Raw genomic sequence first — 21,065 nt, 5'->3', positions numbered from 1 at the left:
AGATGTGTATAAGAGACAGTACGTCATGGGCGCTGAAGGCGAGGGCATGGATCGCGCGCTGGCCCAGGACTGCGACCTGCAGGTATCCATTCCCGGCAGTGGCGCGGTCGAAAGCCTCAACGTGGCCTCGGCCACGGCTGTACTGCTGTCGCATTGGTACGGTCGCAACGCGATGTAAGGTTTGATCGGGGCGCGCACCTGCGCTGCCCCGCGCGGCGGATCGCAGTACCGTATTGCGTTGGTGAGGAGAGACACCCACGCAGTGCGGCACCGTGGCCCGGTTCACGGATCGTCCGTGTCATTCACCGCGCGGGGTGTCATAAGTCCCGGTAGCCCGGCCGCACTGCGACCGGGCTTTTTTTATGCAAGGCGACAATTGCGACACCGGTAGCGCCGGCCGTTGGCCGGCCTGCGCAATACCCAACGCAGTCGATCACCGTGAAATCTGGCCAATTGCGACACACCATGTCGCGTCCGGAACCAACTTGGGTGCACCGGGCACGCCGCCGGCAACTTTGAACATTTAACGATTTTTTGCTCGGAGCGCGCTGGGCAGATTGCAGCTTCCAACACCACAGGAAGCTCCCGATGTCGCGTTTGATTCCCCTGGCCCTGGCCACCCTGTTCTTCGTTCCCGGCGTGGCTTCGGCCAGCGGCCGCACCCTGGACGGCGTCAACTTCACCGGTCCGCTGATCACCCCCAATCCTGCCGGCATGCCCAAGGGCAACGCCTATGTCGAGCCGTACCTGATCCGTACCGACAGTGACCGCTTCTACGACGGTGAAGGCCGTCGCCATGACAGTCCGGACAGCAGCGCCTGGCTGATGGTGTTGCCGATCGCCTACGGCCTGGGTGAGCGCGTGACCGCGCAGGTCAATCTGAGTGCCGCCCGGGTGGAAGCGGAAGGAGCCCGCAGCCGCGGCTTCCGTGCAGGTGACACCACCGCCATGGTGCAGTACGCACTGCAGAAGTCGAACGAAGATGGCACCCGCCCGGCCATTTCCGTCTCGGTCACCCAGCGCTATGCCACCGGCAGCTACGACCGCATCGGTGGCAATCCGCTCAACGCCCAGGGCGATGGCGTGCAGCGCACCAGCTTCGGCCTGGGCATGCAGCAGGTCATCTGGATGCCCAACGAGCGCCCGCTGCGCTGGCGCGCGCAGCTCACCGCCAGCCCGTCGCCGGCGCGGGTCGCGCTCAACGACAACAGCGTATACGGCACGCCTGACGGCTTCCGTGGCAACTATGCACCCGGCTCGCTGCTGGGCGTCTCCGCCGCCGCCGAGTACAGCTTCAGCTCGCGCTGGGTGGGCGTGTTCGAAGTCGCCGCCAGCCGCCAGTCCGACCGCCGCCTGAGCGGTTATGCGCCGGGTGCTGACGGCAGCGCGGAGCGGGTGGAGCTGCGCCTGCCCGCCACGCGCGTGGTCAGTCTGGCTCCGGCCGTGGAATACCACTTCTCGCCCAACGTCGGTCTGATCGCCGGCGTGGAGTTCTCCGTGGCCGGCCGCAACACCGGGCACTACATCAGCCCGCAGATCGCGCTGGGCATGTTCTTCTGAACCATCGGGGGTTCCCATGAATATTGAAGCCATCGTCACCTCCGTGGCCGGTGTCGTCTGGAGTCCGTTGCTGGTTGGCCTGTGCCTGCTGGTGGGTCTTTACTTCAGCCTGCGCACGCGCTTCATCCAGTTAAGGGCACTGCCGGACATGCTGCGCCTCATGGTGCAGGGGCGCAGTTCCGGTTCGGGGGTGTCCTCGTTCCAGGCCCTGAGCATGTCGCTGTCCAGCCGTGTGGGCGTGGGTAACATCGCCGGTGTAGCGATGGCCATTGCCTACGGTGGTCCCGGCGCGATCTTCTGGATGTGGCTGGTGGCGTTCCTGGGAGCCTCCAGTGCGTTCATCGAGTCCACCCTGGCGCAGATCTACAAGGAGCGTGACAGCAGCGGCATGTTCCGCGGCGGGCCGGCGTATTACATCGAGCGTGGCCTGGGCAAACGCTGGTATGCGGTGCTGTTTGCACTCAGCACGGTCGTGGCGTGTGGCCTGTTCCTGCCGGGTACGCAGTCCAACGCCATTGTCAGCGCGGTGGATGAAGCCTGGGCGATTCCCGGCTGGGTCACGGCCGCGGTTATCGGAACCGGTGTGGCCCTGGTGGTGTTCGGGGGCGTGCGTCGCATCGCCCAGGTCGCGCAGGTGGTGGTGCCGGTCATGGCCGTGGGCTATCTGCTGGTGGCGGGCATCGTGATGGTGCTCAACGTGGACGCGGTCCCGGAAATGTTCATGTTGATCCTCCGCAGCGCCTTCGGTACCGACGCGGCGTTTGGCGCGATGATCGGCACGGCCATCCAGTGGGGCGTGCGCCGTGGCGTGCTGTCCAACGAGGCCGGCATGGGCAGCGGTGCCCATCCCGCCGCTGCGGCCGATGTCTCACACCCGGTCAAGCAGGGGCTGGTGCAGGCGTTCTCGGTCTACATCGACACCATGGTGGTATGCAGCGCCACCGCGTTCCTGATCCTCTCCACCGGCGCGTACAACGTCTACGATCCACTGTCGCAGACGGGGCAGTTCATCGTTTCGCATGTGGGAGCGCTGGAGGCCGGGCCGCGGTATGTGCAGCAGGCGGTCGAATCGGCCATGCCAGGGTTTGGTCGTTCGTTCATTGCCCTGGCGATCCTGCCGTTCGCATTCACCACCATTCTGGCGCTGTACTACACCGCGGAAACGAACCTGGTGTACCTCAGCCGCAACCGTCCTTCACCCCTGGCGGTGGTGGCCTTCAGGGTCGCGTTTGTAGCGGCGATGCTGTATTCGGCGCTCAACACCGCCACGGTTGCCTGGACGCTGGGCGACATCGGCGTGGGCATGATGTGCTGGCTCAACATCATTGCGTTGCTGCTGCTGCAGAAGCCGGCACTGGCGGCCCTGCGTGATTACGATGCCAGCCGCGGCAAGGGTGCCGACCCGGTATATCACCCGAAGGCGGTGACCCGGGCGGCCCCGGATGTATGGGGAACCGCCCGGTCGTGACCGGTCATTCGTTCGGCGGCGTGGTCGGCTTGGCCTCGCTGCCGAACGAACCCTCGGCTTCGGCCGCCAGATAGGCGAACACCGTGTAAGCAGCCACGTTCTGCGCCAGCGCAGCCGGGTCGATCTTGTCGAGCGTGTCGTCCGCGGTGTGGTGCAGATGGAAGTAGTCGCTGCCGTCCTGCGCCAGCCAGGCCCAGGCACCGCCCTTCGCCGCCAACGGACCGATATCCGGACCCGGGCCGCCCTTGTCGGCCATGTACTCGATGCCCAGCGGCTTCATCACTTCAGCGATCTGCCTGGTCGCTTCACGCGAGCCTTCCGGATTCGGCGAACCGGTATTGAAGGCATAGATGCGGCCCGCGCCGAAGTCGCTCTCGGCAGCCAGCTGGTGCAGGGCGATGTCCTTGGCGTGGGCTTCAGCGTAGGCCTTGCCACCGTACAGCCCCTGTTCCTCATTGGCGAACGCGACCACGCGGATGGTGCGCTTGGGGGCCTGCTTGAGCGTGCCGATCAGGTGTCCGGCGGCCATGGTGATGGCCACGCCAGCACCGTCATCCACTGCGCCGGTACCCAGGTCCCACGAATCCAGGTGGCCGCCGATCACCACCACTTCCTTGGGCAGGCTGCGGCCGGTGATCTCACCAATGACATTGTAGGAGGTGGCCTTGCCATCCCAGCCGCAATCCAGGCTGAGCCGGATGCGGGTGTCGCCCAGCGCGACCAGGCGTGCCAGCTGGTTGGCATCGGGCACAGAGAGTGCCGCCGACGGCACCGGCGTCAGGCCTTCGTCAAAGCGGGTGATGCCGGTGTGTGGCACGCGGTGCGAGTCGGTGCCCGCCGAGCGCATCACAAAGCCGATCGCGCCCTTGCGGATCGCTTCAGAAGGCCCCTTGCTGCGCACCGCGCCGCTCTTGCCGTAGTCGCGTCCATCACGGTACGCGGTCATCTGGTAGTCGACGAAGGCGATCTTGCCCTTCAACGAGCCTTCCGGCGCGGCCTGCAGTGCGGCCAGGTCGGCAAAGCGCACCACCTCGGCCTCCACTGTGCCGCCCGGGCTGCCACCCAGTGCGGTGATCGCCAGCGGCTGTGCGTGCTTGCCGATGACCTGTGCGCTTTCACTGCGACGTTCCCACTTCGGGAACTCCACCGGTTCGGTCCAGACCTTGTCAAAACCCAGCGACTTGAACTTGGCCACCGCCCACGCCACCGCACGGGCGTCCGCCTCGCTGCCGGCAATACGCGGACCGATTTCGGTGGTCAGCGATTCCACCACTTTCCAGCCGGTGTCGTCCTTCAGCGCCTGCTCGCGCAGCTGTGCGGCGGTTCCCAGTGAAGCCGGGGGCAGGGTGGTGGTGGACGGCGCGGCGAAGGCCGGCGAGGCCAGCAGCGCGAGAGTGGATGCGATGGCAAGGACGCGGCGACGCATGGACGAACTCCGGAAAACGGGGCGGAAGCGTCCGAGAGTAGCAGTATCGTCCCGCCGCACATGGGCGGGAGGTCATGGTTCTGGAAAATGCTGTTTTCCATTTCCGGGGTGGCGACCCTCTGGTCGCCACCCACCGGTAGGTACGCACCGTTGGTGCGTACACTCCCGTTATTTCTGAAGGCTGTCGCGGATCTCGCGCAGGAGGACCACCTCTTCCTTCGGTCCGGCCGGCGCGGCTTCCTTCTTCTTGGCAATGCGGTTGATGACCTTCACCACCATGAAGATCGCGAACGCCACGATGATGAACTGCACCAGCGTGTTGAGGAAATCGCCGTAGCCGATCACCACGGCGGGAATCTCGGTGCCGTCAGCCGCCACCCGGGCCGGTGACAACGTCCATGCCAGTTCCGAGAAATCCACACGGCCGATCAGGTAACCCAGCGGCGGCATGATGATCTTGTCGACCAGCGCGGTGACGATCTTGCCGAATGCCGCACCGATGACAACGCCGACCGCCAGGTCGATGACGTTGCCACGCATGGCAAATTCCTTGAACTCAGTCAGCATTCCCATCGGGTTCTCCTGTGCGGTGCATTTCAAAAGGCAAGGCAGGGTATCGCAGCCGATGTCATCCGCCGATGATGCCGTGGCGTTCGGCCACATTTTCCAGCCGTGCACTGAAGCGGTCGCCCGGCTTGAGCGCTGCCACGCCACTGGGCGTGCCCATGAACACCAGATCGCCGGCGCGCAGGGCCCACAGCTTGGACAGTTCGTGCAGGATTTCAGGCACGTTCCAGATCATCTGGTCCAGCAGCGACTGCTGGCGCACTTCGCCGTTGATCTCCAGCGAAAGGTTCAGCGCGGCAAGGTCGCCTACTTCCCCGGCCGGCACCAGCTCGCTGACCGGTGCCGAATAGTCAAAACCCTTCGCCGTATCCCAGGGATGGCCCTTGGCCTTGGCGGCCGCCTGCAGGTCGCGGCGGGTCAGGTCCAGACCAACGCCGTAGCCGAATACCAGCGCTTCGGCCTGGTCGACCGGCAGTTCCCCCGCAGGGGCGTCGCGGCCGATCGCCACCACCAGTTCCACTTCGTGGTGCAGGTCGGAGGTCGCCGGCGGGTAGGGAATCACATCGTCGTGGCCGACCACGATCGCATCAGCGGGCTTGCTGAAGAACATCGGCCGGCCGCGGTCATCTGCCGCAGGCACTGCCGCCCCCATTTCACGCGCGTGATCGGCAAAGTTGCGACCCACACAATAGATCCGGCGCACCGGGAAAGTGCCGCCGCCCGCGACCGGGATGCGGGGCGTTTCAGGAGTGGGAATTACATCGGTCATGCGCGCGTGTCCTGTTGCAGGGGTTCACGCGATGGTAGGGCCGACCGCTGGTCGGCAACAACCTCAAACCGCGAATGACCTCAACGCGACAACGGCAATGCCTGCTTGCGCACCACGCGGTACTCGCCTTCGACAACCTTGGGGTCACCCTGGCGCGCGGCCTGCTTGCGGTTGGCCAGCAGCTTCCACGCCACGCCGGCAATGATCATTGCCGCGCCCACGAACACGCCCACGAACACCAGGGCGGCCAGCACGGCCAAGCCCAGCAGGCCGACCGCAACGCGCACCAGCGGGTGGCGCGGCTTGCGCGGCGCGAACAGGGTGCGGAACTGGTTGAACTGGAATCGAAGCATGGCGGTCATTCGGCTGAAGTCAGCAGGTTGTCAGTATCCGAGGTCACTTGACCCCATGAGTGAAAAATACATTAACTGCGACATTCTGTCATTTCAAATCAATGGCTTGCGTTCATTTTCCAGCCAGCCGGCGGTCAGGCGTGCGACAATCCGGGCTCCGCTTGCCGTCGTGGAATGCCATGTCCGTTGCCGAATCGCCGTCGTCCCTGATCGCCGTGGAAGCCATTGCTGACGGTGCGTTCGCCGAGGTCGAGGTGTGCCTGGACGGCGACTTCGAGTCGGCCGTGCTGTTCCGCGACGGCGGCAGCGTGCGCGGCTGGCTCAACATCTGCCCGCATGCGGGGCGTCGGCTGGACTGGGCACCGGGGCAGTTCCTCAAGAGCCGCGAGGGGCATCTGGTGTGCGCCGCCCACGGCGCGTCGTTCTCGCTGGAAAACGGTGAATGTGTGGCGGGCCCGTGCAAAGGAGATGCGCTGCGTGCGGTGGCGCTGCAGATGCGCGACGGCAACGTCTACCTGGCCTGACGCAATGCCGCCCAACGGTCGGCATCTACCGGCAACCGACAGGTCATGACGTCCGGTAGGTACCGACCGTTGGTCGGTACGCTTCAAAACATCAAATTGATCATCAACACGATCACGATCGTGTAAATCAACGACAACGGCGCGCCCACCCGCCACAGCTCGCGCGGGGTGTAATTGGCCGGGCCGGTGATCATCGAGATCACCGGATTGGACGCGGTCATCAGGTTGTTCGAGGCCGACAGCGCAACGATCAGCGCAAACGCGGTCGGGTTGCCGCCTGCCGCCAACGCCAGATTGACCGCAATGGGCACCATCACGATGGTCGCCCCCACATGGCTGATCACCAGGGAAAACACCGTGGTCAGCAGCGCCAGCGCGATCTCCAGTGTCCATACCGGTATGCCGGTGGGCAGACGGTCGATGGTGTGGCCGGCCACCCAGGCCGCCGCGCCACTGCTGTCCATCGCCCAACCCAGCGGAATCAGCCCGGCCATCATGAAGATGGTCTTCCAGTTGATCGAGGCATAGGCCTCGTCCATGCGCAGCACGCCGGTCAGCAGCATGCCGGCCACCCCGGTCATCAGCGTCAGCGCGACCGGCAGCTTGGAGGTCAGGGCGATCAGGATGGTGATGGCGAAGATCGTCATCGCGATCTTGAACTTGTGCGGCCGCTGCTCGCCCTTGGGGTAGTCGGTCACCACCACGAAGTCGCGGCTCTTGGCGGCCTGTGCCAGATCGGTCCAGATGCTGTGGAACACCAGCATGTCGCCGGCGCGCAGCGGCACGTTGCGCACGTCTTCGCGGATGACCTGCTTGTCGCGGTTGATCGCCAGCAGGCTGATGCCACGCTGCTTGCGCAGGCGCAGGTCCGATGCGCTTTTGCCGATCACCTCGGACGTGGGCGGCACCACCGCTTCGGAAATGCCGGCGCGGCTGGGATTGAACAGGTCGCCCAGGTGCTTCAGGCGCGAGGACATGCGCAGGAACTGGTTCTGCGCGAAATCGCTGACCTGCTGGCGACTGCCCATCACGCCGAGCACGCTGCCGACCCAGATGCGCATTTCCGCCGGTGGAGCCAGGCGGGTGTCGTTGCCGGTTTTCAGCGCCAGCATCAACGGTGCGTCATGCACGGTTTCCGCTTCGCCCAGGGTCATGCCTACCAGCGGACTTTCGGCACTGACCACCAGCTCGAACACGTCGCCTTCGATGCCGTAGGTCTTGGCGAAGTAGCTTTCCGTGCGGGCGGGCGTGACCCCGTCATTGGCCAGCGTTTCTTCTTCCACCAGCTTGCGGTCGCCAAAGAAGCGGAAGTACAGCAGCGAGGCCACCAGCAGCGCCAGGCCGATCGGCAGCGGCGCGAACATGCGCAGCGGCTCGATGGTGGCCAGGCCGGAGGGCAGGTTGTTGTTGGCCGAGGCCAGCAGGTCGTTCAGCAGGATCAGCGGCGAATTGCCGACCATGGTCAGCGCGCCGCCCATCACGATGGCAGCGGCAATCGGCAGCAGCAGACGCTGCAGGGTCAGCCCGGTGCGTGCCGCCAGCCGCGACGCCACCGGCAGGTACAGCGCCATCACCGACGGATTCTGCATGAAGGACGAGTTCAGGCCGGCGATGGCGGTGGTCATCATCAGCAGCCGCTGTTCGACGCCGTGGCCGCGTCGCAGCAGCCACGCCGCCAGCCGGTTCAGCGCCCCGGTGCGGTCCAGGCCCGCGCCGAGAATGGTGGTGGCGATGATGCTCATCACCGCGTTACCAGAGAAGCCGCCGAAGATCTCTTCAGGCGCGATCAGCCCGGTGACGCCCAGCACCACCAGCACCACCAGTGCCACCACGTCGGCGCGGATGCGCTCGAACAGGAACATCGCCATCGTGAAACCAACCAGCCCGAGGACGAGCTTCATGTCGTTGGTCAGCGTCAGCGCGGTTTCCATGGGGTGGCGCGGGTCCTTGGCCTTGGGTCAGGTGCGGTCGTACAGCAGGTCCCACACGCCGTGGCCGAGTTTCTGGCCGCGGGTCTCGAAGTGGGTCTGCGGTCGCCATTCCGGCCGCTCCACCTGGCCACGCGGTCCGGCCCGGTTGACCAGCCCTTCGGTGGCTTCCAGCACGTCCCACATCTGCTCGGCGTAGTCTTCCCAGTCGGTGGCGCAGTGCAGGCGGCCACCCGGGCGAAGCTTGCGCACCAGCAGCGCGGCAAACGCCGGCTGCAGCAGGCGACGCTTGTTGTGGCGCTTCTTGTGCCACGGGTCGGGGAAGTAGATGCGCACTTCGTCCAGTGCGCCGTCGGCGATTTCGTTTTCCAGCACTTCCACTGCGTCGTGGTGGTACAGGCGCACGTGGTCGGCGCTGTCGTCGGCCAGCGCGTTCAGCAGCCGGCCCACGCCGGGCGCGTGCACCTCGATGCCAATGTAGTCGCGGCTGGGGTCCTGCTGGGCGGCGAAGCGCAGCGCGGCACCATTCCCAAAGCCGATTTCCAGCACCTTGTGCGCGTCGCGGCCAAAGGTCGCGTTGAGGTCGCGCGGTTCGCCGGTGTAGTCCAAGCCGAAGCGCGGCCAGCGCTCGTCGAACGCGCGCTGCTGGGCCGGGGTGAAGCGCCCCTGGCGCAGCACGAAGCTGCGCACTTCGCGGCGGCCTTCGGTGACGGTGAACGGCTTGGGCGGGGCCTTGGCACCGCTGCTCGAGAACGGGTCGGTCATCAGCCGATCACTCCTTCCACCGGAGAAGACGCACTGGCATAGCGCTTGCGCGCGATGCGCCCGGCCAGGAAGGCTTCGCGACCGGCTTCCACCGCCTTGCGCATGGCGCTGGCCATCAGCACCGGGTTGCGCGCACCGGCAATGGCGGTGTTCATCAGCACGCCGTCGCAACCCAGTTCCATCGCAATGGCTGCATCGGAGGCGGTGCCCACGCCGGCGTCGACAATGATCGGCACCTTGGCGTTTTCGATGATTTCCAGCAGGTTGTACTTGTTCTGGATGCCCAGGCCCGAGCCGATCGGCGCAGCCAGCGGCATCACCGCCACGCAGCCGATCTCTTCCAGGCGCTTGGCCAGGATAGGGTCGTCGGAGGTGTAGACCATCACCTCGAAACCGTCCTTGACCAGCTGTTCAGCGGCTTTGAGGGTCTGCACCACGTCCGGGTACAGGGTCTTCTGGTCGCCCAGCACTTCCAGTTTGGTCAGGTTGTGGCCGTCGAGCAGCTCACGGGCCAGCCGGCAGGTGCGCACCGCGTCTTCGGCGGTGTAGCAGCCGGCGGTGTTGGGCAGGATGGTGTAGCGGTCAGGCGGCAGCACATCCAGCAGATTCGGTTCGCCCGGATTCTGGCCGATGTTGGTACGGCGGATGGCCACGGTGACGATCTGGGCCGCAGCGGCCTCGGTGGCGATGCGCGTTTCTTCCAGGTCCTTGAACTTGCCGGTTCCGGTCAGCAGCCGGGACGTGTAGGTCTTGCCGGCGATCACCAGCGAATCGGGGGAGGCATGAGCAGTCATGTGCGCAATTATCGCCCAAGCCGATGCATTCTGCCCGTCTGCATCGCCGGGCTATCCGTCCGGCAATGCATCCTGCTTCGCCGGGCTACCCGTCCACGCGATGCCGCTCGTAGAGCCGGGCTTGCCCGGCTGCTCTACGCGTGACGCCAACCGCAGCCGGGCAAGCCCGGCTCTACGATCAGCCCCCACCTAATGCGTGCACGATCTCCACCACATCCCCATCAGCCAGCGCATGACTCCCATGCAGGCTACGGGTCACAATTTCGCCATTGACCTCCACCGCCACCCGGCGCTGGGTGAGCTGTTCCAGATCCAGCAACTGCTGGACGGTGATGCTGTGCGGAAACTGGCGGGGTGCGCCATTGAGCTGGATGTTCATGACGTCATTGTCCCCTAAAGCATGCACTTCCGCGTACCCTTGCCGGCCCCGTCGGTGGCCGTCCGCGCCTGTGCGGGCGTGGTTTCGCGCCCGATCCGCGCGCGCGCCATGCCGCAATGCAGCGTGAAACAGCCGGGGTGCAGTAGGACCATGGCACCGTGCGCCGGCGTACGTCGGCCGCTTTTACCCTCAAGGAGTTTTTCATGCTGCTCAGCAAGCGTCCCCTGCGTTCCCTGATGGCCGTGGCCATTGCCCTGGCCGCAGTGCCGGCCATGGCGCAGTCCCCGTATTCCCGGACCGTGTTCATCGGCGACAGCCTCACCGACCAGGGCTACTTCCGCCCGCTGCTGCCGGCTGAAGTGCGGCCGGTGACCGGTCAGTTCACCACCAACCCGGGTTGGGTGTGGGCGCAGCACGTCGCCAACTATTACGGTACCAACGCCACCGCCAACGGCAACGGCCAGGGCGGCGACAACTACGCCATCGGCGGTGCCCGCGTCGGCGTGCACACCGAGCAGATCCTGGCCCCGAACGCTCCGGCCGTGCCGGTCTACTCGCTCAAGGAGCAGACCCAGCAGTACCTGGCGGCCAACGGCGGCAAGGCCGATGCCAATGCCCTGTACACCGTGTGGGGCGGTGCCAACGACCTGTTCGCCATCCAGGCCGGCGCGCCGCTGCAGGCCACCCTCGGCGCTGCGGTCACCGACCAGGTCGGCATCGTCGCCACCCTCAAGGGTGCCGGCGCGCAGTACGTCGTGGTTCCGACCCTGCCTGACATCGGCCTGACCCCGGCCGCCCGCGCCGGTGGCGCGGTGGCGATGGGGCAGGGCACCGCCCTGGCCAAGGCCTACAACGACGCCCTGTTCGCCGGCCTGAAGAGCGCCGGCCTGCAGGTGATTCCGGTGGACACCTTCCACATCCTTCAGGAAATCGTCGCCAGCCCGGGCACCTACGGCTTCGTCAACGTGACCAGCCCGGCCTGCAGCACCGCTTCGTCGCTGACCTGCAACCCGACCGCCTACGCCAACCCGAACGCGGCCAACAACTATGTGTTCGCCGACGGCGTGCACCCGACCACGGCCACGCATGAAATGCTGGGCCAGTACACCCTGTCCATCCTGGAAGCACCGCGCAACCAGCAGATCCTGACCCATTCGGCGCAGACCGTCGGCCGCTCGCGCGCCGACCAGGTGAGCCTGCACGTGGGCGGTCGCCCGGCGGACGGCATGAGCTGGTGGGGTGGCGTGCGTGGCGACATGCAGCGCTACGACCACGCTGACCTGTACGACGGTCTGGCCCCGGCCGGCCTGTTCGGCATGGACTGGGCGAAGGACGGCATGGTGCTCGGCGGTTTCGCCGGCTACGGCCGCATGGACGCCGACTTCGGCCACAACAAGGGTGACTTCACCCAGTCTGACACCACCCTGGGCCTGTTCGCTGGCTGGTATGGCGACAAGGTGTGGGTGAACGGCCAGGTCAGCTACAGCTGGCTCGATTACGACGTCACCCGCAAGGTTCAGCTGGGTCCGGCCACCCGCACCCACACGGGCAAGCCGGAAGGCAGCAACCTGACCGCTGCGCTGAATGCCGGTTACGAGTTCGGCACCGAGGGAAGTCTGCGCCACGGTCCGATCGCCTCGGTGATCTGGCAGAAGGTCAAGCTGGACGCCTACAACGAGTCCAACCTGAGCGCGACCGCGCTGGGCTACGGCAACCAGGACGTGGACTCCACCGTGGGTCGCCTGGGCTGGCAGGTGCGCTTCGACGGCGGCAGCATCAAGCCGTACGCCCAGGTCACCTGGGACCACGAGTTCGAAGACGGCCAGCAGGCCAGCGCATGGCTGCAGACCATGCCGGAAGTCGGCATGTACAAGGTGCCGGGCCTGGAGTTCGATGAGGACTACGTGACCGCCATCATGGGCGTGCGCATGGAAATGTTCGGCCTGAACAGCAACATCGGTATCAGCACCACGGCCGCGCAGAACAGCGCCCGCGACGCGACCATCTTCGCGCAGGTCAGCGGCAGCTTCTGATGCAACGGCACGGGCGGCGCAACGCCGCCCGTTGCCTTTTGGCAGCCCGGGCGCATAGAATTCCCCGGCACCAAGCGGGTGTAGCTCAATGGTAGAGCTGTAGCTTCCCAAGCTACTGACGAGGGTTCGATTCCCTTCACCCGCTCCACGGTTTGCGCAGCAAACCATGGAGCGTGGCGGCATGCCACCAGAACCCCGCGCCTCTACCTCCGCCGTCCTGGCGGGTGCCTTCCGCGCCGTTGCTTCGTTCCCGCCACTTCACTCGCCTGAATAATCAGGCGACGATGTCGCGTTTCCCTCTGGCTTACCGTAGCGACTGCCACGATTCTTCGCGTTGACGGCATGATCGATGATGACCGATCGCCAACTACGGGTTTGACCAGGGAGGATGGAGAACGTGTACAGCATGATTGGACTGCTACGTGCTGCAGTTGCCGGTTTTGGAGGCGCATTCGGGTGGTCTGGAACCGGACGCATACAGCCGTTCATTAGGCGTCACACGGTAGATAGTCGCATTCACGAGAATTTCGCCCGAGTCGGGGCGCGCATGGAGGCGGCAATGGCAAGGGTCAGGGATGAAAAGCAGAAAGAAGCAGCGGCGAAGTAAGTCGCCTCGCTCCGTCTCCCGTTCCAAGCGCATTGCAGCGTCGGCGGTTGGCCGGGTGGGAACTCGTGCGACCTTGCCCACCTCGCGGATCTAGTGGTTCGCCTCGCGTTGACCTTGTGAGCATTCCGCACTCACGGCATCGTGTGCACGATTCAAGCGCCGATCTCACAGTTACTTGGAGCGCGTGATGACTGCAACTGCGACTGCAACGATCCACAAGAAGGTCCTCGAACAAGCCAACGAAGCTGTTCGCGCTGGCGACAACGAAGGTTTCCTTGCCCATTGCACGGATGATATTCGCTGGACGACCGTGGGGGAGGGCACCTTGCAGGGCAAGCAGGCGGTGCGCGAGTGGATGAAAGAGGGATACGCCGTGCCGCCGCAGTTCGAGGTGCGGCACATGGTCGCGGAGGGTGACCACGTGATTGCGATCGGCAGGATCATGGGGGATGGCTCCGAAGGCAAGCGCGCAGAATTTGCCTATAGCGACGTCTGGCGTTTCCGGGATGGAAAAATGTGTGAGCTTGATGCGTTCGTGATCGAAGCCTGAGGATCGGTTGGAAGACGCTATCTGACGCACATGTCTCATGAGAAATGGTCGGAATCGACGTCGGAACTGAACGGTGGCTCGGTTCTGGTAGGAGTAAGAGACCCTGGTCGACGACCCGCAATTTGATCTTCACCATCGTTCATTTATTCGATTGAGGACGAGCGATGCCCCGTGAAGCGTTGCTGGAAGACGGATATGCCCACTATGCCATTCGACCCTGGAGGGCCAGCTTGTATAAGGAGATCTGACTGCTCAGGAGCAAGTTCGCAGACGTCAGGTATGCTGGCCTTGGTGACGCTGAGCTGAATCTGTGCTATCCATGTTCAGTAAGGCACATCCGCGTAAGTGCGGTCCACAAGAAGGAACTTGGGTGATGGCGAAGAAATTGATTGCTGCTGCAGTGCTTCTCGGCGCAGCGGCCACCGCGGGCTACTTTAGCTGGAATAACACTCGGGTGATCGAATCGCTGCCCTCTGGTAGCCAAGAATCCTCTCCCTCTTCCCTCGGTAACGCTCGTCCAGTGGAGAGGTTGCTGACAAGCAAAGCGGATGATCGCTTCTCCGGCGCTAGTACCACATTCGCCTTCGAGGACCTCAAATCTCGTGCCAAAGCTGGTGACCCAGTTGCGCAGCGACAGCTTGCGCAGACCTATGACGCCTGTTTTATGGTCAACATGGCCCCGGAAAACTATCTGCCCGAGTACGAACAGCGGGCAAAGTACATGAGCAGTGTTGAAGATGCCTCGGAAATGCTTCGCGTTGCCCGCACACGCGCCGACGAATGCAGGAACGTAGACGGTGGTGCACCTATCCCAATTGAACTTATCAAGGGTTGGTATGCTCAGGCTTCTAAGAATGGCGACGTGGCTTCGGAAGCCACTTCACTTTCACTTGCAGCGAACAGGCCCGATATGGCCACTTCAAAAAGTCTGTGGGAGGGAGTGGCACATTCTGAGGATCCTGCGGCGGCGTTCTCTATGGGCGAATTGGTGGCAGGTCTGGGATTGGTCGCATCAGGCGACCATCCGGAGGAACTCATGTCAGGTCTGACCTCCGGATATGCATGGATGATTGCTGCGTGCCGCAATGGATACGACTGCGCGCCAAACAGCCGCCTCATGCAGAACATGTGCCTTTCTACTGGCCGGTGTGCTGGCGAGACGTTTGAAGAATATGTGCGATCTAGCGCTGTTACGGCTGCTGATTCGCAGGTGTTGGACAGGAAGATTGAACGGATCTCTGCTTTTCTCAAAGCCCCTTAAGCAGGGCGCATGTCAAGGAAGTCAAGGTTTCGTCTGAGGTACCTCGCTGCATTGCTAGGAACTCTTGCATTGATCGCCGTAGCTGGAACGATCGCCATTGATGCTGGAAAGTTACCCTATTCCGAGGTGGCACCTGCACAAGGCGTCGGCGTTTTCGATATAGATGCGGTTAGACAGGCGGCGCTGACGGGGCTCACCGGTATGTACAAGGCCGTTCATGGTTCCAACTCTATCCCGCTTGGTACTGTGGTCGAGGTTACATACGCTGATGGCACCAAGGAAAAGGCGGTTGTTTCATGCCTTGGTAGCGCTTGCGTTGTTCCTATTCCAGGGACGCAGAAAACGTCCTCTGGCGGAAGCGTGAGTGGTGGTGGCGGCGGCGGTGGAAACATCAATTGTCCGCGCTGCACGGTAACAGTCGGTTGATGGACGGCGGGCAGCTGGAGCCTGTTTCAGCTGCCCGGCCGATGAGGTCCTGATGGTCTGTTGCATCCGCCCCAATAGCTGATTTCGAGACATCCGTTCGCCGCTACGTTTCAATCATATTGCTTTGACACATGTGGGTGCTATTTCGGGTCTTTTTCTGCGCCTTCGCGCCCTTCCGGTCAGCATCCGGACACACCACTCCCTGCACCGGCATCAACCGCCGGCGTACCATCCGCAGATTCGGCGGCGCAAACAGAGTCAGCACATGCTCGGTGTTCTTGCTCGCATACTGATCTTTTCATCAGCGCGCACAGGTCTGCGCGCTATGCTTCGCGCTTTCCCCACCCACACATCCCGATGAAGCTCGCCATCCTTTCCCGCAACAGCAAGCTGTACTCCACGCGGCGATTGGTGGAGGCGGCGCGCAGCCGGGGTCATACCGTCCGGGTGCTGGACCCGTTGCGCTGCTACATGCGCATAGCCGCCGACGGATTTTCCATGCACTACAAGGGGCGGCCGATCACCGGCGTGGATGCCGTCATTCCGCGCATTGGTGCCTCGGTCACCCGGTACGGCACCGCCGTGCTGCGGCAGTTCGAGATGATGGGGGCGCTCACGCCCAATCCTTCAGACGCCATCCTGCGTGCGCGCGACAAGCTGCGTGCCCATCAGATCCTGGCATCCAAGGGCATCGACATGCCGGTGACGGTATTCGGTGACAACCCGGATGACACCGTGGACCTGCTGTCCATGCTGGGCCCGCCGCCGCACGTGGTGAAGCTCAACGAAGGCACCCAGGGCAGGGGCGTGATCCTGACCGAGAAAGCCAGCGCTTCACGCGGGATCGTCGAGGCCCTGCGCGGGCTGTATGCCAACTTCCTGATGCAGGAGTTCATCGGCGAGGCCCAAGGGGCCGACCTGCGCTGCCTGGTGGTGGGCGACCAGGTGGTCGGGGCCATGCGCCGCCAGGCCCCGGAAGGCGACTTCCGCTCCAACCTGCACGCCGGCGGCAGTGCCCTGGCCATCAAGGCCACCCGCGCCGAACAGCAGGTGGCGATCCGCTCGGCCCGCGCGCTGGGGCTGGGGATAGCCGGGGTGGACCTGATCCGCTCCGACCGGGGGCCGCTGGTACTTGAGGTCAACTCCACCCCGGGGCTGGAGGGCATCGAGGGTATCTGCCAGGGGGATCTGGCAGGGCGCATGATCGAGCATGTGGCCGCCCAGGTTCAGGCAAAGAAGGCTGCAAAATCAAAGAGTTGAGAATTATTTGAGCTGAGGTGGCCGGTTTTAACACGGGTTTAATCGACCCCCGAGTAGGCTTCGACGAACCGCAGCTCTGCCCTCCTCAGCAGAAAACGGTAATCGGGAATGACTTCAGGCCCGGGTGGGCAGCCACCCGGGTCTTTTTCTTTTCATGTCTACCGGCACATTGCCGAGCGCCATTCCCGCTCGTACAGTTAGGGCTTCGTTCATGGATGGAATGGGAGAGACCAATGATCCGCATGTTGTCGATTGCAGTGCTGTTGTGTGTGGCCGGCGCTACGCAGGCCAAGGAGAAGGGCAGCAAGGAAGCTGTGCAGATGAATTCGACCGCCCCGGTGGCCGAACAGATCCAGGAAGTTGAAAAGGCGATTGGCAGCGAGCGCTACAGCGAGATCAGCATGGAGGAGAAAAGCGCCGTGCGGCAGGCGTTGAGCCGCATTTCGACGCTCATGGGCGAGCACACCCACATCAGTGAGGTCTCGCCGCAGACGAAGACGGAGATCTTCAACCAGCAGGAAAAGGTCAACGTGATTCTGACCGAGGCCCATGCTGACAGCCGCCTGGTGTGCCGTCGCGAACGCAGCACCGGCAGCAACTTCCCGCAGAACGTCTGCATGACGGTGGCGCAGCGTCGCAAGGCCGAGGAGGCCGCCCGCAACGTCATGAACAACAACCAGCGCTTCAATAACTACGCCCCGACTGGCGGACGGTGAGCCGCCTTCACGCCCGGCCGTCGGTACGAAATGTTAAGACTGGACGCTGTATCGTTCGCTAGCTGAACGTGACCCCTCGCGCGCTGTGCTGGCGCGAGGGGCAGTGACCTATTTACGAACCAGAGGTTCCAGTGCGCATTCTAGTTATTGAAGACAACAGCGATATCGCCGCCAATCTGGGGGATTACCTGGAAGATCGCGGCCATACCGTGGATTTTGCCGCCGATGGCGTCACCGGACTGCATCTGGCGGTTGTGCATGAATTCGATGCCATCGTTCTGGACCTCAACCTGCCCGGCATGGACGGCATCGAGGTCTGCCGCAAGCTCCGCAACGAAGCGCGCAAGCAGACGCCGGTGTTGATGCTCACCGCCCGTGATTCGCTGGACAACAAGCTGGCCGGCTTCGATTCCGGCGCAGACGACTACCTGATCAAGCCATTCGCGCTGCAGGAAGTGGAAGTTCGCCTCAATGCCCTCTCGCGCCGCGGTAAAGGGGTGCAGACCCGGGTGCTGGAGACCGGCGACCTGGAATACAACCTCGACACCCTGGAAGTGCGCCGCCAGGGCAAGCTGCTGCAGCTCAACCCGACCGCACTGAAGATCCTGCAGGCCCTGATGGAGGCCGCGCCGGCCGTGGTGACCCGCCAGGAGCTGGAAACCCGCGTGTGGGGTGAGGAACTGCCGGATTCGGACTCGCTCCGGGTCCATATCCACGGCCTGCGTGCCGTGGTGGACAAGCCGTTTGAAGTACCGCTGATCCAGACCCGCCATGGCATCGGATACCGCATCGCCGCGCCGGAAGCCTGATCCAGTGCCGACCACAGGGGGGCGCCGCCGTGCGCCGTATCGGCGCCGGCTGCGCAGCCGCATCATCGTCTCGTTCGTGCTGTTGGGCTTCTGCCTGACCACGCTGTTTGCGTTCGCCACCAACTGGGCCCGCGCCCGTGTGGAGAACCAGCTGGTCGAAGACGTGATGAATCGCAACATCGACGAATACGCCCGGCGCTTCCAGATCGATCCTTCGCGCAGCCCGGATCTTCCGGTGCAGCAGATCCGGGCGTTCGTGTACACGCCGGACAAGTTTGATCGGGTGCGCGAAGAGCGCCCGGAGTGGGCTGAACTGCCCAACGGCAACCACAACGTCACCGGGCTTGAGGACAACGGGAAAGCTTTCTCCTACAAACTTGCCGTACGCAAGACGCCAGATGCCTGGTTCTTCCTTGCGTACGACATGACCGAGAGCATCCGTGTCGAGCAGCAGCTCAAGCGCGCGCTGTTCTTCTCGGTGCTGGTATTCAGCCTGCTGTCGTGGGTGCTGGGCTGGTGGTCGGCCTCCAAGGTGATGAAGCCGGTCTCCGACCTGGCCGCGCGCTTGCGCGCCTACCGTGGCGGCACCAGCGAGCCCGAGCCGCTGGCCCCGCGATTCCCGGATGACGAGGTCGGCCAGCTGGCGCAGGCCCTGGACGACTATTCCGCGCGCCTGACCGAAGTGGTCCAGCGCGACCGCGAGTTCAATGCCGACGTCAGCCACGAACTACGCACCCCGCTGGCGGTGATCCGCGGCGCAACCGAACTGCTGCTCACCCGGCCCGATCTCGACCCCAAGGTGCTGCAGCGCCTGCAGCGCATCCAGCGTGCCGAACAGCAATGCACCGACCTGATCGGTTCGCTGCTGTTGCTTTCGCGCAACGAGCGCGGGCAGGGCAGCAGCAACGTCTCGCGCGTCGCCGAGCAGCTGCTGGAAGCCCACCGCGCCCAGCTTGGCGGCAAGCCGCTGGAGCTGGTGGTGGAGGGTGACCGCGAGCTGGTCGTCGATGCCCCGGAATCGGCGCTTTCGGTCGCACTGGGCAACCTCATCGGCAATGCCGTGAAGTATTCGCAGGAAGGCTCGGTGCGGGTCAGGGTCACCGGCGACCAGGTCGATGTCATCGACAGCGGCCCCGGACTGAGCGCCGAGGATGCCGCCAAGCTGTTCCAGCGCGGTTACCGCGGGACCCACGCCGGCCACTCGCAGGGCGGCGGCATCGGCCTTTCGATCGTCAGCCGGCTGTGCGACCTGTACGGCTGGCAGGTCAGCGTACGACCCGGCGAAACCCGCGGCGTAATCGCCACCCTGAAGTTCAGCCCCGCCGCCTGACGAGCATGACGCGCATGGCTGCCCCGTGGTGACGCGCCATGCGCGTCAACGCGCGATGCCGGCCAACTCCCGATACACCCCATCCAACCGCAACACCTCGGCCTCCAACGCATCCGGGTGCCCATCATTCACCACCACATCATCGGCCAGCGCCAACCGCGCCTCGCGGCTCGCCTGCGCCGCAATCATGCGGTCCGCCAGTTCAGGGGTGCTGCCATCGCGCAGCATCAGCCGCGCATGCTGCACGGCCACCGGTGCATCCACCACCAGAATGCGGTCCAGCCAGGGGTACTGCGCACGCCCACCGGCTTCGGTCAGCAGCGGAATCGCAGCGATCGCATAAGGCCCAGGAGCCGCTTCGCACGTCTCCCGCAGCATCTGCCGGATGGCCGGATGGGTGATCGCCTCCAGCGCCTGCCGCTCCTCCGCCGAGGCGAAGATCCGCTCGCGCAGGGCAGGGCGGTCCAGCTGGCCATCGGCCAGCAGAATGCCCGCGCCAAAATGCCCGACGATGCGCTCAAGCCCTTCGCTTCCCGGGGCCACCACCGCGCGCGCGGCCAGGTCGGCATCGGCCACGGTCACCCCCAGCGCCTCGAAGCGCCGGCTGACTTCGCTTTTGCCGGCGGCCACGCCGCCGGTCAATCCAATGACGAACCGGCTCATCGGCAGGCCCTCAGCGCAGGCCGGAAATTCTCATATAGCCGTCGATCAACGGCTCGCCCCACATGAACACGATCCAGCCTGCAATGGCCAGATAGGGACCGAACGGAATCGGCGTGGCCTTGTCGCGGCCGCGCGAGTACAGCCAGATCGTGCCGATGATGGCTCCGATGACCGACGAAAGCAGGATGATCGGCAGGATGCCCTTCAGCCCGCACCAGGCCCCCAGCGCCGCCAGCAGCTTGAAGTCGCCGTGGCCCATGCCTTCCTTGCCGGTGATCTGCTTGAACAGCCACCACACCGACCACAGCGACAGGTAGCCCACCAGGGCACCCAGCAGGGCAGGCTTGGCCGGCATGTACAGGTTGTCTACGCTGGCGATCAGCCCCAGCCACATCAATGGCAAGGTGAGCTGATCGGGCAGCAGCTGGGTGCGCAGGTCGATCCCGGAAAGGGCGACCAGGAAGCAGCTCAGCACAATGGCCCCGAAGCCCTGCCAGCCAAAGCCGAACTGCCACACGCTGGCCACGACCAGCAGGCAGGTGACCAGCTCCACCAGCGGGTACTGGATGGAGATGGGGGCGTGGCAATGGCGGCACTTGCCGCGCTGGATCAGCCAGCTGAACAGCGGGATGTTCTCGTACCAGCTCAGCTTGTGCTTGCAGTGCGGGCAGTGTGACGGCTCCACCACAATGCCTGGCGGTGGTGGCTCGTAGATGTCTTCCAGTTCCAGCACTTCACGGGCATCGCGCCGCCACTGCCACTCCAGCCGCTTGGGCAGGCGCAGGATGACGACGTTGAGGAAGCTGCCGATAAGCAGTCCCAGTCCGGCCGCGGCGGGAAAGCCGAGGCCGGGGTGCTGATCCAGAAAAGCCATGTA

General features: G+C 64.4%; 22 protein-coding genes and 1 tRNA gene. 13 read left to right on the top strand and 10 right to left on the bottom strand.

Annotation, left to right across the window (positions count from 1 at the left end; genetic code table 11):
• The 3 genes from EGJ34_RS05520 to EGJ34_RS05510 all read left to right on the top strand — a co-directional run.
• The coding region (locus EGJ34_RS05520; RefSeq protein ID WP_312023018.1) for a TrmH family RNA methyltransferase at positions 1 to 178 on the top strand (178 nt) is incomplete at its 5' end.
• Between the two features lie 410 nt (positions 179 to 588).
• Positions 589 to 1,560 carry a hypothetical protein gene (locus EGJ34_RS05515; protein WP_125359500.1) on the top strand — a complete coding sequence of 324 codons (972 nt, stop codon included), beginning with the start codon at positions 589 to 591 and terminating at the stop codon, positions 1,558 to 1,560.
• A 16-nt stretch (positions 1,561 to 1,576) separates the two neighbouring features.
• Entirely contained in the window at positions 1,577 to 3,028 is a 1,452-nt protein-coding gene (locus EGJ34_RS05510; protein WP_125359499.1) for an alanine/glycine:cation symporter family protein, read from the top strand.
• Positions 3,029 to 3,032: 4 nt separating this feature from the next.
• Here EGJ34_RS05510 and EGJ34_RS05505 read toward each other — a convergent pair whose 3' ends face one another.
• The 4 genes from EGJ34_RS05505 to EGJ34_RS05490 all read right to left on the bottom strand — a co-directional run bounded on the left by EGJ34_RS05505 (position 3,033) and on the right by EGJ34_RS05490 (position 6,143).
• Entirely contained in the window at positions 3,033 to 4,454 is a 1,422-nt protein-coding gene (locus EGJ34_RS05505; protein ID WP_125359498.1) for a M28 family peptidase, read from the bottom strand.
• Between the two features lie 168 nt (positions 4,455 to 4,622).
• On the bottom strand, positions 4,623 to 5,027 hold the full coding sequence (gene mscL, locus EGJ34_RS05500) for a large-conductance mechanosensitive channel protein MscL (RefSeq protein WP_125359497.1): 405 nt from the start codon (positions 5,025 to 5,027) through the stop codon (positions 4,623 to 4,625).
• A 55-nt stretch (positions 5,028 to 5,082) separates the two neighbouring features.
• Entirely contained in the window at positions 5,083 to 5,790 is a 708-nt protein-coding gene (locus tag EGJ34_RS05495) for a fumarylacetoacetate hydrolase family protein (protein WP_125359496.1), read from the bottom strand.
• Between the two features lie 80 nt (positions 5,791 to 5,870).
• Positions 5,871 to 6,143, bottom strand: a complete 273-nt coding sequence (locus tag EGJ34_RS05490) for a hypothetical protein (RefSeq protein ID WP_125359495.1) — start codon at positions 6,141 to 6,143, stop codon at positions 5,871 to 5,873.
• 179 nt (positions 6,144 to 6,322) lie between these two features.
• Between EGJ34_RS05490 and EGJ34_RS05485 the strand changes: the two genes are divergently transcribed.
• Complete coding sequence (locus EGJ34_RS05485) at positions 6,323 to 6,667, top strand: Rieske 2Fe-2S domain-containing protein (RefSeq protein ID WP_125359494.1); 345 nt, start codon at positions 6,323 to 6,325, stop codon at positions 6,665 to 6,667.
• Positions 6,668 to 6,750: 83 nt separating this feature from the next.
• Here EGJ34_RS05485 and EGJ34_RS05480 read toward each other — a convergent pair whose 3' ends face one another.
• The 4 genes from EGJ34_RS05480 to thiS all read right to left on the bottom strand — a co-directional run bounded on the left by EGJ34_RS05480 (position 6,751) and on the right by thiS (position 10,533).
• On the bottom strand, positions 6,751 to 8,598 hold the full coding sequence (locus EGJ34_RS05480; RefSeq protein ID WP_125359493.1) for an SLC13 family permease: 1,848 nt from the start codon (positions 8,596 to 8,598) through the stop codon (positions 6,751 to 6,753).
• A 27-nt stretch (positions 8,599 to 8,625) separates the two neighbouring features.
• Positions 8,626 to 9,360, bottom strand: a complete 735-nt coding sequence (gene trmB, locus EGJ34_RS05475) for a tRNA (guanosine(46)-N7)-methyltransferase TrmB (RefSeq protein WP_125359492.1) — start codon at positions 9,358 to 9,360, stop codon at positions 8,626 to 8,628.
• A complete protein-coding gene (locus EGJ34_RS05470) occupies positions 9,360 to 10,154 on the bottom strand; it encodes a thiazole synthase (RefSeq protein ID WP_125359491.1) in 795 nt (264 codons plus the stop codon). Before EGJ34_RS05470 ends, trmB begins: the two co-directional genes overlap by 1 nt.
• Before the next feature lie 178 nt (positions 10,155 to 10,332).
• Positions 10,333 to 10,533, bottom strand: coding sequence for a sulfur carrier protein ThiS (thiS, locus tag EGJ34_RS05465; protein WP_125359490.1), 201 nt, complete (start codon positions 10,531 to 10,533; stop codon positions 10,333 to 10,335).
• 203 nt (positions 10,534 to 10,736) lie between these two features.
• Here thiS and EGJ34_RS05460 point away from each other — a divergent pair, with 203 nt between their 5' ends.
• The 9 genes from EGJ34_RS05460 (at position 10,737) to EGJ34_RS05420 (ending at position 19,525) form a co-directional block, all read left to right on the top strand.
• Positions 10,737 to 12,566, top strand: a complete 1,830-nt coding sequence (locus tag EGJ34_RS05460; RefSeq protein WP_125359489.1) for an autotransporter domain-containing protein — start codon at positions 10,737 to 10,739, stop codon at positions 12,564 to 12,566.
• Positions 12,567 to 12,640: 74 nt separating this feature from the next.
• Positions 12,641 to 12,714, top strand: a tRNA-Gly gene (locus EGJ34_RS05455).
• A gap of 646 nt (positions 12,715 to 13,360) precedes the next feature.
• Positions 13,361 to 13,723 (top strand): nuclear transport factor 2 family protein, encoded by a 363-nt coding sequence (locus EGJ34_RS05450; RefSeq protein WP_125359488.1) that lies wholly within the window; start codon positions 13,361 to 13,363, stop codon positions 13,721 to 13,723.
• A 373-nt stretch (positions 13,724 to 14,096) separates the two neighbouring features.
• Positions 14,097 to 14,984 (top strand): hypothetical protein, encoded by an 888-nt coding sequence (locus EGJ34_RS05445; RefSeq protein WP_125359487.1) that lies wholly within the window; start codon positions 14,097 to 14,099, stop codon positions 14,982 to 14,984.
• 69 nt (positions 14,985 to 15,053) lie between these two features.
• Positions 15,054 to 15,410 carry a hypothetical protein gene (locus EGJ34_RS05440; RefSeq protein WP_125359486.1) on the top strand — a complete coding sequence of 119 codons (357 nt, stop codon included), beginning with the start codon at positions 15,054 to 15,056 and terminating at the stop codon, positions 15,408 to 15,410.
• Positions 15,411 to 15,767: 357 nt separating this feature from the next.
• On the top strand, positions 15,768 to 16,670 hold the full coding sequence (gene rimK, locus EGJ34_RS05435) for a 30S ribosomal protein S6--L-glutamate ligase (RefSeq protein ID WP_125359485.1): 903 nt from the start codon (positions 15,768 to 15,770) through the stop codon (positions 16,668 to 16,670).
• 233 nt (positions 16,671 to 16,903) lie between these two features.
• Complete coding sequence (locus tag EGJ34_RS05430) at positions 16,904 to 17,386, top strand: hypothetical protein (protein ID WP_125359484.1); 483 nt, start codon at positions 16,904 to 16,906, stop codon at positions 17,384 to 17,386.
• A 131-nt stretch (positions 17,387 to 17,517) separates the two neighbouring features.
• The gene (locus tag EGJ34_RS05425) at positions 17,518 to 18,195 is read left to right on the top strand and encodes a response regulator transcription factor (RefSeq protein WP_017356179.1); all 678 of its coding nucleotides are present in this window, start codon (positions 17,518 to 17,520) and stop codon (positions 18,193 to 18,195) included.
• Complete coding sequence (locus EGJ34_RS05420; protein WP_125359483.1) at positions 18,158 to 19,525, top strand: HAMP domain-containing sensor histidine kinase; 1,368 nt, start codon at positions 18,158 to 18,160, stop codon at positions 19,523 to 19,525. The genes EGJ34_RS05425 and EGJ34_RS05420 overlap by 38 nt, the downstream gene beginning before the upstream one ends.
• A 45-nt stretch (positions 19,526 to 19,570) precedes the next feature.
• Here EGJ34_RS05420 and coaE read toward each other — a convergent pair whose 3' ends face one another.
• Complete coding sequence (gene coaE / locus EGJ34_RS05415; RefSeq protein ID WP_125359482.1) at positions 19,571 to 20,188, bottom strand: dephospho-CoA kinase; 618 nt, start codon at positions 20,186 to 20,188, stop codon at positions 19,571 to 19,573.
• 10 nt (positions 20,189 to 20,198) lie between these two features.
• On the bottom strand, positions 20,199 to 21,062 hold the full coding sequence (locus EGJ34_RS05410) for an A24 family peptidase (RefSeq protein ID WP_125359481.1): 864 nt from the start codon (positions 21,060 to 21,062) through the stop codon (positions 20,199 to 20,201).
• Positions 21,063 to 21,065 lie beyond the last annotated feature (3 nt).

The sequence above is a fragment of the Stenotrophomonas sp. 278 genome, assembly GCF_003935715.1.
Classification (GTDB): Bacteria; Pseudomonadota; Gammaproteobacteria; order Xanthomonadales; family Xanthomonadaceae; genus Stenotrophomonas; species Stenotrophomonas maltophilia_AH.
This window is presented reverse-complemented; position numbering and strand designations above follow the sequence as displayed.